This window comes from Streptomyces albireticuli, assembly GCF_021228125.1.
Classification (GTDB): domain Bacteria; phylum Actinomycetota; class Actinomycetes; order Streptomycetales; family Streptomycetaceae; genus Streptomyces; species Streptomyces albireticuli.
Genome location: NZ_JAJQQS010000006.1, coordinates 208,576 through 221,854, shown reverse-complemented (window position 1 = coordinate 221,854; position 13,279 = coordinate 208,576). Strand labels below are relative to the sequence as shown.

8 protein-coding genes and 1 pseudogene are annotated in these 13,279 nt (G+C 74.9%); 1 reads left to right on the top strand and 8 read right to left on the bottom strand.

Annotation, left to right across the window (positions count from 1 at the left end; all coding sequences use genetic code 11):
* Window positions 1-39: 39 nt before the first annotated feature.
* The 3 genes and pseudogenes from LUZ64_RS13960 to LUZ64_RS13950 form a co-directional block, all read right to left on the bottom strand.
* A pseudogene (locus LUZ64_RS13960) lies at window positions 40-918 on the bottom strand (TIGR03084 family metal-binding protein); the annotation flags it as partial.
* A gap of 137 nt (window positions 919-1,055) precedes the next feature.
* Window positions 1,056-4,157 (bottom strand): FAD-binding and (Fe-S)-binding domain-containing protein, encoded by a 3,102-nt coding sequence (locus LUZ64_RS13955; RefSeq protein ID WP_232390041.1) that lies wholly within the window; start codon window positions 4,155-4,157, stop codon window positions 1,056-1,058.
* Window positions 4,158-4,286: 129 nt separating this feature from the next.
* Window positions 4,287-6,473 (bottom strand): serine/threonine-protein kinase, encoded by a 2,187-nt coding sequence (locus LUZ64_RS13950; protein ID WP_170116959.1) that lies wholly within the window; start codon window positions 6,471-6,473, stop codon window positions 4,287-4,289.
* A 169-nt stretch (window positions 6,474-6,642) separates the two neighbouring features.
* On the opposite strand from LUZ64_RS13950, the gene serC reads away from it, so the two are divergent.
* Complete coding sequence (gene serC, locus LUZ64_RS13945) at window positions 6,643-7,761, top strand: phosphoserine transaminase (protein ID WP_095584954.1); 1,119 nt, start codon at window positions 6,643-6,645, stop codon at window positions 7,759-7,761.
* A 204-nt stretch (window positions 7,762-7,965) separates the two neighbouring features.
* Here the strand turns inward: serC and LUZ64_RS13940 are convergent, their stop codons facing one another.
* The 5 genes from LUZ64_RS13940 to LUZ64_RS13920 all read right to left on the bottom strand — a co-directional run bounded on the left by LUZ64_RS13940 (window position 7,966) and on the right by LUZ64_RS13920 (window position 13,126).
* A complete protein-coding gene (locus LUZ64_RS13940; protein ID WP_232390040.1) occupies window positions 7,966-9,174 on the bottom strand; it encodes an MFS transporter in 1,209 nt (402 codons plus the stop codon).
* Window positions 9,171-10,157, bottom strand: a complete 987-nt coding sequence (locus LUZ64_RS13935; RefSeq protein WP_170116866.1) for an LLM class flavin-dependent oxidoreductase — start codon at window positions 10,155-10,157, stop codon at window positions 9,171-9,173. The genes LUZ64_RS13940 and LUZ64_RS13935 overlap by 4 nt, the downstream gene beginning before the upstream one ends.
* 68 nt (window positions 10,158-10,225) lie before the next feature.
* Complete coding sequence (locus LUZ64_RS13930; RefSeq protein ID WP_095583455.1) at window positions 10,226-11,413, bottom strand: 3-deoxy-7-phosphoheptulonate synthase; 1,188 nt, start codon at window positions 11,411-11,413, stop codon at window positions 10,226-10,228.
* Window positions 11,410-12,438 (bottom strand): FkbO/Hyg5 family chorismatase, encoded by a 1,029-nt coding sequence (locus LUZ64_RS13925; RefSeq protein ID WP_095583454.1) that lies wholly within the window; start codon window positions 12,436-12,438, stop codon window positions 11,410-11,412. The genes LUZ64_RS13930 and LUZ64_RS13925 overlap by 4 nt, the downstream gene beginning before the upstream one ends.
* A gap of 349 nt (window positions 12,439-12,787) precedes the next feature.
* On the bottom strand, window positions 12,788-13,126 hold the full coding sequence (locus LUZ64_RS13920; RefSeq protein ID WP_232390039.1) for a hypothetical protein: 339 nt from the start codon (window positions 13,124-13,126) through the stop codon (window positions 12,788-12,790).
* Window positions 13,127-13,279: the final 153 nt, after the last annotated feature.

Here is a 13,279-nt window from a genome sequence, read left to right as displayed (position 1 = left end):
GGGCGGGAAGCCGTCCGACCCGTCGCCGGCCTTCTCCGGGCGCCCCGCGCGCCGGGGGTTCCGGCCCGCTCCCGGGGGGCCCGCGAAGGCCTGGGCGATGTCCAGCCAGCGGTCCGCGTCCGGGCCGTGGGCGCGCAGGGCCAGGTCGTGGCGGTGGGCGCGCCGGGTCGCGAGGAGGCAGAAGTCGAGCGCCGGGCCGGTGACGCGCTGGGCGGCGTCCTTCGGCCCGTACGTCCACAGGGTCCGTCCGTCGGGGGCGAGGAGCTCGACGCGGAACTCCTCGGCGGGCGGGGTGAGCCCGTGGGCCGCGTACGCGTAGTCGCGGGCCCGTACGCCGATGCGGGCCACGTGCCGCAGCCGGACCGTGGGCAGGCGGCGTACGCCGAGGGCGTCCGCGATGTCCTCGCCGTGCGCCCAGGTCTCCATGAGCCGCCCGGTGGCCATCGAGGCGGCGCTCATCGACGTCCCGTACCAGGGCAGCCTCGCCCCCGGCGGTACGGCCGCGAGCACCCGCAGCAGGGTGGCTCGGCCCTCCCGCCAGCGGGCGAGCAGGACGCCGGGGGCGAGCGCGGCCGGACCCGCCGCGCCCTCGTCGACGAACGTGCCGGGTGAGGCGGCGGCCCGCCGGACCTCCTCGGCGAAGCCCTCGGGGTCGGTCGCGGACTGTACGGCGCGCTCGTCGGTCCAGGTCAGATGGGCGATCTGGTGGGCGACGGTCCACCCGGGCGCGGGGGTCGGCGCGGCCCAGCCCCCGGCGGCCGGGGCGACCGTACGGGCGTCGCCGCCGCCCGGCGCCCCGCCCGGCGCCCCGCCCGGCGCCCCGACGGCGGCCGGACCGTCCGGGAGGCCGGACACGAGGCGGTCCAGGTCTTCGCCCTCCGCACGCAGATCGGCGAGCACTTCCACCGGGTCGGCCACGCCGCGCTCCCCTCGGGAAAGGTAACTTGACGGAGCATCAGGTACGTACGGGCCCGGTCGCCGGACCCGCCGCACGGAGAGCGTGGCACCCACGGGAGAAACAATCAAGCGTGCTTGCATCTATTTTCGCCAGGGCTCTACGGAACCGGCGGCTTCCGGACGAGCGCCTCCGCGAGCACCTCCGCGAGATGCCGGGCGCGCGGCCCGCCGTCACCGGCGGCCAGCTGCGCCATCTGCGTACGGCAGGAGAACCCGTCGGCCAGCACCTCCGCCCCCGGCGGAGCCGCCCGCAGGGACGGCAGCAGCCGCTCCTCCGCGCACGCCACGGACACGTCGTAATGCCCGCGCTCGAAGCCGAAGTTGCCCGCCAGCCCGCAGCAGCCGCCGCTCAGCGCGCCGTCGAGCCCGGCGCGCGCACGGAGCCGCCGTTCGGCGGCGTCACCCAGGACGGCGTGCTGGTGGCAGTGTGTCTGCCCGACGACGGGACGGCCGATCCGGGGCGGCTCCCAGTCCGGGGCGTACTCCTCGACCGCCTGGGCGAAGGTCCGTACCGCCGAGGCGAGTTGCCGTGCCCTCGGGTCGCCGGGCAGCAGCTCCGGGAGGTCGGTGCGAAGGGCGGCGGCGCAGCTGGGCTCCAGGACGACGACAGGCAGCCCGGCGGCGAGGGCCGGGGCCATGACGTCGAGGGCGCGGCGCAGGACGGCGCGGGCGCGGCCGAGCTGACCGGTGGAGATCCAGGTGAGACCGCAGCAGGGCCGTCGCGGCGGTACGAGGACGCGCAGGCCGGCGTCTTCCAGGACGGCGACGGCGGCGCGGCCGACGCCGGGGGTGAGGTAGGTGGTGAAGGTGTCGGGCCAGAGGAGGACGGTGGGGCGGGCGGCTGGGCGGGGTGCGGATGCGGGTGCGAGGGCGGGGGTGGGGGCGGGGTGCCGCTGCGCGGGGCTTTGTCCCCTACCCGCCCCTTCCCGAACCGGAGCTCCGCCCCGGACCCCGGTCCTCAATTGCCGGACGGGCTGAAAAACAGCCCGTCCGGCGTTTGAGGACACCGCGCGGAGCGCGGAAAGGGGGCCCGGGGGCGAAGCCCCCGGTTCCGGGAAGGGGCGGGGCCGGGGAGAAGCCCGCCGCACGGCACCCCGCCGCGCCCACCACCGCGTGAACGTCTCCCCCGCCAGCTCGGGGAGTTCCCGTTCGGGGGCGATCCCCCCGAGCCGCTTCACCAGCGCCGCGAGCGGCCCCACCCGCGCCAGCCGGTTGAGGAGCCGGGCCGCCGGGGACGCCACCCGGAGCCACACCGGCAGCCGGCCCATCGAGTAGTGCGCGGCGGGCCGCACCCGCCCCGCGTAGTGGTGGTGGAGGAACTCCGCCTTGTACGTGGCCATGTCCACGCCCACCGGGCAGTCGCTCCGGCACCCCTTGCAGGAAAGGCACAGGTCGAGCGCCTCCCGGACCTCCTCCGACCGCCAGCCGTCCGTGATCACACCGCCCCGCCCGCCGGCCAGCATCTCGTGCAGCAGCCGGGCCCGGCCGCGCGTGGAGTGCCGCTCCTCGCGCGTCACGCGGTACGAGGGGCACATCACGCCCGTACCCTCCGCGGTGGTCTCCCGGCACTTTGCGACGCCCACGCAGCGGCGTACCGCCCCTGTGAAATCCCCTCCATCATCCGGATAGGCGAACTCGACCGGGACCGGCCGCTTCGGCAGGACCTCGAAGCGGAGGTTCTCGTCGAGGCGGCGCGGGCGGGCGAGGACGCCGGGGTTGAGGCCGCCCGCCGGGTCCCAGAGGTCCTTGAAGCGCGCGAAGAGGCCGACGACCTCCGGCCCGTACATCACCGGCAGCAGTTCGGCGCGCGCCTGCCCGTCGCCGTGCTCGCCGGAGAGCGAGCCACCGTGGGCGACGACGAGTCCGGCGGCGTCGGCCGAGAACTCCCGGAAGCGGCACACGCCGTCCCGGCCCAGCAGATCGAAGTCGATCCGTACGTGGACGCAGCCTTCGCCGAAGTGACCGTAGGGCGCGCCGCGCAGCCCGTAGCGGCGCAGCAGCGCCCTGAACTCCCGCAGGTACGCGCCGAGGTGGCGCGGCGGGACCGCGCAGTCCTCCCAGCCGGGCCACGCCTCGGTGCCGTCGGGGAGCCGGGTGGCGGTACCGGCGGCGTCGTCGCGTACGCGCCACAGGGCGCGCTGCCCGGCCGGGTCGGTGACGACTGTGCGGCCGGCCGTCTCGGGGGCCGCCGCCCGGGCGATCTCCTCGGCGCGGGCGCGGGCCTCCGCCGGGGAGGCGCCGCCGGTCTCGACGAACAGCCAGGCCGCGCCCTCCGGCAGCCCGGCGGCGTCGCCCACCGGGTCGCCCACCAGATCGGCGGCCATGCCCTCGACGGTCAGCGGGCCGAAGGGGAGCAGGAGCGGGGCGGCGTCGGCCGCGGCGCTCTCGTCCGCGTAACCCAGCACGGCCAGGGCCCGGGCGCGCGGCGCCTCGACGAGGCGGACGGTGGCCTCCGTGACCACGCCGAGCGTCCCTTCGCTGCCGGTGAAGGCCCGCGCCACGTCGGTGCGCCGCTCGGGGAGGAGGGCGTCGAGGGCGTAGCCGGAGATGCGCCGGGGCAGGTCCGGGAACCCGGTGCGCAGCAGCGCCAAGTCGCCCTGGACAAGGGCGCGGAGCCCGTCGGCGAGCCGCGCGGGCAGACCGTCGAGGCCCTGCCCGAGGCGGGCGCGTTCGCCGCCGTATGTGAGGACGTCGAGCGCGTGGACGTTGTCGGCGGTGGTCCCCCAGGCCACGGAGTGCGACCCGCACGCGTTGTTCCCGATCATCCCGCCGAGGGTGCACCGCCCGTGCGTGGACGGATCGGGCCCGAACGTCAGCCCGTACGCGCCCGCGGCGGCCCGCAGCGTGTCGAGGACGACGCCGGGCTGGACGACGGCGGTGCGGGCGTCCGGGTCGAGGGCCGTGATCGCGTCCATGTGCCGGGTGAGGTCGAGCACGACGCCGGTGCCCGTGGCCTGTCCGGCGATCGACGTCCCGCCGCCCCGGGGCACGACCGGGACGCCGTGCTCCCGGCAGACGGCGAGCGCGGCCGCGACGTCGTCGGCGTCGCGCGGGGCGACGACGCCGAGGGGGACGCGGCGGTAGTTGGAGGCGTCCATGGTGACGAGGGCGCGGGCGGCGGCGCCGAAGTCGACGTCGCCGCGTACGGCTTTCCGCAGGGCGGGGGCCAGGGAGGGGGCCGGTCCTTCGCTGAGGGGCATGGGTCAACCTTTCCCCTCGTCGCCCCGTTCCGCATGCGTCCGGCGTTCGGATGCACGCACCCGAACGCCGGACGGGCCGGAATTCGCGGCTCGTCCGGTCGCCCTCCGGTCGTCCGTCCGATCGCCCGTCTAGTCGTCCGTGGCCCGGATGAGGACCGCGAGGACCACCTGGACGGCGGTGAACACGACCAGCCCCCAGAGCGTGCCCCACCACCAGGCCGCCCCTCCGCGTCCGCCCGCCGTGAAGACCGTGGCGAAGCAGACGGAGCCGGTCGTCAGGCCCGCGGCGGGCACGGCGTACGACGCGAGGCGCGAGACGTTGTCGTTGAAGTACTCCGAGCTCAGCGCCACGAGGAGGGCGCACCCCAGGGCCACGCCGAGCCCGACGAGCGTGCCGCGCCACCAGACCAGCGGGGTGAGCAGGGCGAATCCCGACACGAACGCCGTCGCGCACAGCATCGCCGCGGCGCCCGCCGTCTTCTTGGGTCCCAGCCCGTCGTAGCCCTGGCCCACGAGCACGGCGAGGGGCATCACCACGGCCGGGACGAGGCAGGCGATCACCACCACGGCGGTGAGGGACCACGTGGTCATCGCGTCGAGCAGCCATCCGGTGACCATCCCGGTCAGGAGACCGGCCAGGGCGACGGGGCGCGAGTCCTTGCGGCGCGTGGAGGGTGCCGCCCTGCTGGGGCCCACGAAAACGGGATCGGGAAGGGGAACGGGCTCGGGCGGCCGCCAAGGGAAGTACGGGGCGGCCGGACGCACCCCGCCGTAGGACGGAGGAGGGAACCACGGCGGCGGGGAGGCGGAGGAGGGCGAAGGCGGAACGGGCGAGAAGGGGGGATCCGAGGACCGGCGGACGGGAGGAGGGTCGGACGACCCGTAGGGACCGGGCGACCGGCGGGCGGGCGGAGACGCGGACGACCGACGGTCCGGCGGAGACGCGGACGACCGGCCGCCCGGCGCAGACGCGGACGACCGGCCGCCCGGCGCAGACGCGGACGACCGGCCGCCCGGCGAAGGAGCAGGCGACCGACGGCCCGGCGGCGGGACCGGCGATCCGCCGGCAGGCGGTGAAGCCGCCGACCGGCCGTCAGGCGCCGGGGCAGGTGACCCGCCGGCAGGCGGAGGCGTGGGTGACCCGCCCGCAGGCGGCGAAGCGGATGACCGCCGGTGGAGCGGCGCCCGGCGTTCAGGCGGTGAAGAGGACGCCCCGCGGAGGAACGGCGCCCGGCTGCCGGGCGGCGGAGCAGGCGTCCAGCGGCGGGGCGGAAGGGCGGGCGCCCCGCGTGCGGGCCGTCCCGCGTCGGGGGCACCGTGCGCGGGCACTCCCCCGCCAGGCGCCCCATACGCAGGCCCTCCCCCGCCAGGCGCCCGCGAGGACTCGGCCGGCCGGGGGGCCTTCGGCACCGGCCCGTCCCCGCCGCCTCCCGAGTCGCTGCCACTCCCCTTGTCTCCCTCACCACCCCCGCCGGAGGCGAGCCGCAGTCTCCGCGTCACCTCGCCCGCGCTGCCCGGCCGCTGCCCAGGGTCCTTGCGCAGCAGGTCCAGGACGAGCCTGTCGAGGTGGCGGGAGAGGCCGGGGCGGCGCCGGGACGGCGGGTCGGGGACCGTTTCGAGGTGCTGGCGCATCAGGACGAGGGGGACGCCGGAGAACGGGGGTTCGCCGCACAGGAGGGCGTACAGCAGGCAGCCGAACGAATAGAGGTCGGACGCCGCCCCGATGGCCCGGGAGCCCCGCGCCTGCTCCGGCGACATGTACGCCGGGGTGCCCACGGCGTGGCCGGTCTCGGTGAGCGTCGTGAGGGCGGCGGTCTCCTCGACGAACCGGGCGATGCCGAAGTCCAGGACCTTGACGGTGCCTTCGGGGGTCACCATGACGTTCGCCGGTTTGATGTCGCGGTGGACGAGCCCGGCCCGGTGCGCGGCGGCCATCGCCTCGCAGATCTGCATGCCCCAGGTCACCGCCTGCGCGGGCCGTGGCCGCCCGCCGGCGAGGACGGCGCCCAGCGTCCGCCCCTGGAGCCGTTCCATGACGAGGTAGAGCGTGGGCCTGCCGTCGAGCTCGGCCTCCCCGTAGTCGTGGACGGTGACGACGTACGGGCTGGAGATCCGGCCCGCGGCACGCGCCTCCCGTTCGAACCGGGCCACGAGGACCGGGTCCCCGGCGTCGACCGCCGTGGAGAGCAGCTTGACCGCGACGGGCCGGTCCATGCGCTCGTCGACGGCGGACCACACCTGCCCCATGCCCCCGCTGCCGATCCGCTCGCCCAGTCGGTACCGGCCATCCAGCAACACACCTCGCACGGCGATCACTTCCCCCTCGTCCGGCCTGTCCGCGGCGGGCCGCGGGCGCTCGCCGGAACTCGGCGGAGGGCGAGCGGGAACGGCACACGGCGGGTACATCGAGCGTACGGACTCGGGCGACGCATCTCACCCGATGGACGCAGATCCACGACGCGCCCCCACGCATTAGGCTGCCCCCGTGGCTGATATCCAGATTCCCGCTGACATCAAGCCCGCCGACGGTCGCTTCGGCGCGGGCCCGTCCAAGGTGCGTACGGAGGCGCTCGGCGCCCTGGCTGCCACCGGAACCTCTCTGCTCGGCACGTCACACCGCCAGGCCCCGGTGAAGAACCTGGTCGGCAAGGTGCGCGACGGCGTCCGGGACCTCTTCTCACTGCCCGAGGGCTATGAGGTGATCCTCGGGAACGGCGGGTCCACCGCGTTCTGGGACATCGCGACCCACGGTCTGATCGAGAACAAGTCGCAGCACCTGTCGTTCGGTGAGTTCTCCTCCAAGTTCGCCAAGGCCGCGAAGCTCGCCCCGTGGCTGGCCGAGCCGAGCATCGTCTCCTCGGAGCCGGGCACCCACCCGGAGCCGCGTGCCGAGGCGGGCGTGGACGTCTACGCCCTTACGCACAACGAGACGTCGACCGGCGTCGCCGCGCCGGTGCGGCGCGTCGAGGGCGCGGACGCCGGGGCGCTGGTCCTGGTCGACGCCACGTCGGGCGCGGGCGGGCTGCCGGTGGACATCACCGAGTCCGACGTCTACTACTTCGCCCCGCAGAAGTCCTTCGCCGCCGACGGCGGCCTGTGGCTGGCGGCGTTCTCCCCGGCGGCGCTGGAGCGCGCGGCCCGGGTGCACGCGTCCGGGCGGCACGTCCCCGAGTTCTTCTCGCTGCCGACCGCGATCGACAACTCCCTGAAGAACCAGACCTACAACACCCCCGCCCTCTCCACCCTCTTCCTGCTCAACGAGCAGCTGGAGTGGATGAACGGCCAGGGCGGCCTGGACTGGGCGGTCCGCCGCACGGCGACGTCCGCGCGGACGCTGTACGGGTGGGCCGAGGCGTCCAAGTACGCGACGCCGTTCGTCACCGACCCGGCGAAGCGGTCGGCGGTCATCGGCACGATCGACTTCTCGGAGGACGTGGACGCGGCGGCGGTCGCGGCGGCGCTCCGGGCGAACGGGATCGTGGACACGGAGCCGTACCGGAAGCTGGGGCGGAATCAGTTGCGGGTGGCGATGTTCCCGGCGATCGATCCGGCGGATGTCGAGGCGCTGACGGTGTGCGTGGATTACGTGATCGAGCGGCTGTAGTCGGTGCGGGTGGGTGGGGGCGGGGGTGCGCCTGCGGCGGGCCTCTTCCCCACCCCGCCCCTTCCCGGAACCGGGGCTCCGCCCCGGACCCCGGTCCTCAAGCGCCGGACGGGCTGAAAATCAGCCCGTCCGGCGCTTGAGGACATTCGGGAAGGGGCGGGTAGGGGAAAAAGCCCCGCGCAGCGGCACCCCCGCCCCGCCCCCCTACCCCCGCCGTCCCAGCCGCACCACAAACCCCGTCCCCACAAGCGCCGCCCCCGCCACCACAGCCCCCAGCAGCGACGCACTGAACCCGATCCCCCGCGCATCGCTCAAATAGCCCGTACCCACCGGCAAGATCCCCGCGAAGAGATAACCCCACGCGCTCAACGCCGCGTTCGCCTCCGCCAGCCGAAGCCCCGGCACCCGCGCGTTCAGCAGGGAGAACCCGCCCAGCTGGCCCATGCCCTGGCCGATACCGGCCAGTACCGCCGCGGCGAGCAGCAGCCCAATGGACGAGGCGCGCACGGCGAGGATCACCAGCAGCATGCCGGCCGCGGTCGCGCCCGTCGCCGTGGCGAGGAGGCGGTGGGGGCGCCACCGGCTCACGAAGAACTGCACGGCGGTCGACGCGCCGAACATGACGAAGGCCGAGCCGCCCGCCACGATCCGGTTGGTCGTGCCGAGGAGGTCGGCCAGCATGGACGGGCCGAGCGCGAGCAGGAAGGACGTCCCGGTCATGCCGGGCATGTACGCGGCCAGGCCGGCCAGCAGGTCCCGCCGGTTGGGGCGGGGCACGGACGGCAGCCGGAGCCACGAGCCGCCGGCGCCGTCGCGGCGGACCTGCGGCAGCCCGCGGATGACCAGCAGGGCCGACAGCAGCAGGGCGGCCTCGGCGACGAACACCGTCACAGTCGGGGCCGGGAGCAGCTGGGCGGCGCAGCCGGCCAGGAGCGGGCCCGACGCCAGGCCGGTGCCCATGGCCACCGATCCGGCGAGGGACGCCTGCCGGCGCCGGTCGGGGCCGCCGACGTCGGACACCGCGGCCATGCCCGCCGCGACCGCGCCGCCCACCGCGAGGCCGGTCAGCAGGCGCGCGGCGATCAGGGCGGCGACGCTGCCGGCCGTCGCGTACAGCAGGCAGGCGAGGAGGGCGGACAGCACGGCGGGGACGAGGACGGTCCGTCGGCCGTAGCGGTCCGACAGGACGCCCGCGACCGGCAGGGCGACCAGGAGCCCGCCGATGTACGAGGCGAAGACGACGGTCAGGGTACCGGTGCCGAAGCCGATGCGCTGCTGCCACAGGACGAACATCGGGGTCGGCGCGTTGGAGAGCATGAAGACGGCGGTCAGGGGCCAGGCGGCGAGCCAGACGCCGGGCCCCCGCCCGGCCCGGGAGTGCCGGGCCGTACCGGTCTGCTGGACGGCGCTCATGCGAGGCCGCGCAGCAGTGGCAGCAGCTCCTCCGCGGTCCGGTCCAGCGCGGCTCTGTAGCTCGGCTCGTGGAGGTCGGGGGTGGGCAGGCGCAGCACGATGTGGCGGGCGCCCGCCGCGATGTAGCCGCCGACCCACTCGGCGACCTGCTCGGGGGTGCCGCCGAAGATGCCCTGGGTGGTGCGCATGGTGGGCAGGTCGAGGCGGTAGTAGGCGCCGAAGTACGCCTTCAGCGTCTCCTCGGCCTTCTCCGGGGTCCGGTCCACGGCGACCGAGAGGTAGACGGCGCCGGTGACGTCGGACTCGGGCCGCCCGGCGGCCTCGCGGGCCTCCCGCACCCGCTGCCAGCCCTTCGCGTAGCCGGCGGCGGTGGTGCTGGTGGGCATCCACCCGTCGTAGATCCGTCCGGTGCGCTCCAGCATCTTCTCGCCGGAGTGCGCCATCCACAGCGGGGGCCCGGCCGGCTGGTCGGGTACGGGCAGCAGTGCCACGTCCTCCAGCCGGTAGTACTTCCCGTCGAAGGAGACGGGCTCGCCCTCGGCGCGCCAGAGGGCGCGGCAGATCTCCAGGGTCTCGCGCATACGGCCGACCCGTTCGCCGAACGGGATGCCGTACGCCGCGAACTCGGCCTGGGTGGCGGGCGAGGAGAACCCGGAGCCGAGGCCGGCGATCAGGCGGCCGCCGGAGATCCGGTCCAGGCAGGCGAGTTCGTGGGCCAGGTGGACGGGCGGGCGCAGCGGCAGCAGCACCGCCGTGCCCAGCTGGACCCGCTCCGTGGTGGTGGCCGCAGCCGTCAGGGCGAGCACCGGGTTCATCCGGGAGCGGGCCAGCGGGGACTCGCCGGCCCATATGGAGTCGTACCCCAGCTGTTCGATCTTCCGGCTCAGTTCGCCGAGGTGGCGGGGATAGTCGTTGCGTTCGACGACGGATTCGCGTCCGGGGAGGACGACACCGATGCGGAGGTCGGTCGGCGTCTGGGGCACGGTGTTCCTATCTGAGAGGGGGTACGGTCCGGGATCCGGCCCGGTACGGTCCGGGATCCGGCCGGGGGTCAGGAGAAGACGGCGTCGATCAGCTCACGGGCCTGCGCCGGGTTGAGACGCGGGTCGCAGAGCGACTCGTAGCGCCCGGACAGCGCGTGCTCGTCGGCGACGGGGCCGCCGAGGCACTCGGTGACGTCGGCCGCCGCGGTCTCCAGGTGGAGGCCGCCGGGGTGCAGGCCCTGCTGTTCGAGGACGCGCCGGAAGGCGACGGCCTCGCCGACGGCGTCGGCCAGGCGGCGGGTCTTGAGGCCGGTGGAGGTCTGCACGGTGTTGCCGTGCAGGGGGTCGCTGAGCCAGACGACGGGGTGGCCCGCGCGCTGTACGGCCTCGACGACGGGGGTGACGGCCGACGCGGGCGTCCGTACGCCCGTGCGCAGGATCAGCGTGAGACGGCCGGGGAGCCGGTCCGGGTCGAGGACGCGGCAGAGGCGTACGACCTGTTCGGCGGAGGCGGACGGGCCGATCTTGCAGGCGACCGGGTTGGCGAGGGAGGCGAGGAACTCGACGTGGGCGAGGCCGAGCTGGCGGGTGCGTTCCCCGATCCACGGGAAGTGGGTGGAGGCCAGGTAGGGGGCGCCGGTCTCCGGGTCGCGGCGCACCTGCGGGCTCTCGTAGTCCATCACCAGGGCCTCGTGGGACGCCCACGGCCCGTAGGCGTCGGTGCGCCGGTCGTCGAGCGCGCGCAGCACGGCCGCGCTCGCCTCGTAGGCCTGGAGCATCCGGTTGGGGTCGTGGCGGCGCGCCGCGGGGTGGGGTTCCGGGGAGTTGACGAGGTGGCCGCGGAAGACGGGGAGGTCCACGCCGTCGTGGGTCTCGGTGGGGCTGCTGCGCGGCTTGGCGAACTGGCCGCCCATCCGGCCGACGCGTACGACGGGCCGGCCGGTGCGCAGGGCCATCCGGTCGGCGAGCCCGGCCAGCAGCTCGGCCTTGGCGGCGGTGTGGGCGGGGCCGCGTTCGCGGATGTCCTCGGCGCAGTCGCCGCTCTGGAGCAGGCGGGCCCGGCCGAGTGCCACCTCGGCCAGCTGCCGGCGCAGGGTGCGGACGTCGGCGGCGGTGGTGAGCGCGGGGGCGTCCTGGAGGGCGCGGCGTACGCCGGGGAGGTCGGGGTGGGCGCTCCACCGCGGCTGCTGCTCGGCGGGTAACAGGTCCCAGACCGCGGGGGCCGGGGCCCCCGCGACGGCGAGCGAGTCGTTCACCGGGTCCACTCCGGGCCGGGGACGAGTCCTTCGATCTCCACCAGCAGGTCGTCGCGGCACACGGCCACGTTCATGTACATGACCTCGGTGTCGGGGCCGAAGGCGGACCGGCAGCGCTCGCGTACGACCGGGAGGTCGGCCTCGTGGCGTACGTACGCCTTGACCAGGCGGAGGTCCTTGAGCTCGTGGCCGCCGTCGAGGCCGGCCGCGGCCAGGTTGGGGCCGCCGATCAGCTCGGCGATGTTCTCCAGCACGACGTCGGTCTGCGCGGCGACGTCGCCGCGGTGGACGGTCTCGTGGCCGAGGATGCTGGCCGTGCCGGAGACGAACAGCGCGCCGTCGCCCTGCCCGGCCCCGGCCGGGTGGAGCCGGGTGGCGCGGGCGAAGCTCGGCGGCTTCGGGCCGTACTGCTCGGGATAGTGGTACGCGGGGGTCTGCCGCTGGTTCTCCACGTGCCGGGGGCGGCCCTCGCGGCAGGCGAGCAGGGTGAAGGAGATGCCCTCGCCCCGGGTGCCGATGCCGGTGGCGGCCGGCATGTGGCCGGTGCCGTCGCCGTACGACGCGAAGGCCTCGGCGCGGCCGGCGACGAAGTCCTGGTAGATCTCCATGCCTTCGGCGTTGGGGCCGATGATGTCGCCGACGAAGTTCCACATCCGGAAGATGTGCGGGTATCCGAGCTCATTGACCAGCGCGAAGGCCGCCTCGTACACCTCGCGCACCGTCTTCCGGTACACGGGGAGCGGCGGGAGGGCGCCGGAGATGAAGAGGTATTCGCCGTCGTGGGCGAAGGCCAGGTTGCCGCGGGTGCCGGAGACCGGCTCGGTGCCGGTGGTCCACACCTCGCGGAAGGAGTCGAAACCCGGCGAGGACATGGGAATGGCGAGCTCCGGGTGCCCCTGCCCGGTGAGGGAGAGGCCGGTGCGTTCGCCGAACGCGACCGTACCGAGGACGTGGCGCCCGGGCGCGGGCCGGGGTATGCCGTCGAGTGACGTGAAATATGCCTGTAAACCGGCGCGTTGAGACATGTCGTAACCCTTCGGTGGGCCATCGCTGAGGTGGGGGGTGGAGACGCCAGTGCACTGCGGGGGGATGCGAGACGGGTGAGCCGTGCGGTGGGCTGTGCGTGGCGGTGGGGCTTCGGCCGCGCGGAATCGGTCCTGCGCGTCGACAAAGCGTGTTTTGGGCACAGTTGGGCACGGCGCAGCACGCTGCGGCCGGCTCCGGCTCACTCCCCCCCGTGATCGTCTGCCGGTATGACCGTACCCACGGATGTATGTGTACGGTCAACTTTTATCCGCAGGCGGGCGGGGTGAGTTGAACCACAAGAGGAGCCGGACTCCCCTTAGTCTTTCGACGCGTGACGCGCGGCGCCCCTTACCCCCGGTCCGCGTGAACGGCGTCCGCCGCCAGCAGGTTCAGCCTCTCGACCGGCCCGGCCGGCCGGAGCGTACAACTGCGCCACATCAGCCCGTTGGGATGCCGCACGAGCACCATCCCACTGGCCTCCACCTCGACGACCCGCCCGGAACCGCCCGCGACGGTGTCGACGACGAGAGCGCCGATCGGGGCGCGGGTGAGCGGGACTTGGACGGACTCGGGGCAGTCGCAGGGATCGGAGAGGGCGGGGGCGCAGGGGGCGAGGTTGAAGCCGTGGGCGCCTGCGGCGACGTAGAGGGGGGTGGGGGGTGGGGTGGGGGTGGTGCGGGAGTTCATTGCGGGTGTGCGCCGAGCGAAACGCGCCCTCACGCGCACGAGGAGGCCGGAGATGAGATTTCGCACGTCAACAGCTCCTGAGAGGTCAGCGGGTGGCCCCGCCCCCGGGTCGGCGGCACGGCCACAGGGGTTCGCGGGGGCCTCCCACAGTAG

Excerpts from the sequence above, each read along its gene's own strand:
- LUZ64_RS13955 (WP_232390041.1), bottom strand. The coding sequence starts at position 4,157 with ATGCCCCTCAGCGAAGGACCGGCCCCCTCCCTGGCCCCCGCCCTGCGG.
- LUZ64_RS13940 (WP_232390040.1), bottom strand. The coding sequence starts at position 9,174 with ATGAGCGCCGTCCAGCAGACCGGTACGGCCCGGCACTCCCGGGCCGGG.
- LUZ64_RS13925 (WP_095583454.1), bottom strand. The coding sequence starts at position 12,438 with ATGTCTCAACGCGCCGGTTTACAGGCATATTTCACGTCACTCGACGGC.
- LUZ64_RS13920 (WP_232390039.1), bottom strand. The coding sequence starts at position 13,126 with ATGAACTCCCGCACCACCCCCACCCCACCCCCCACCCCCCTCTACGTC.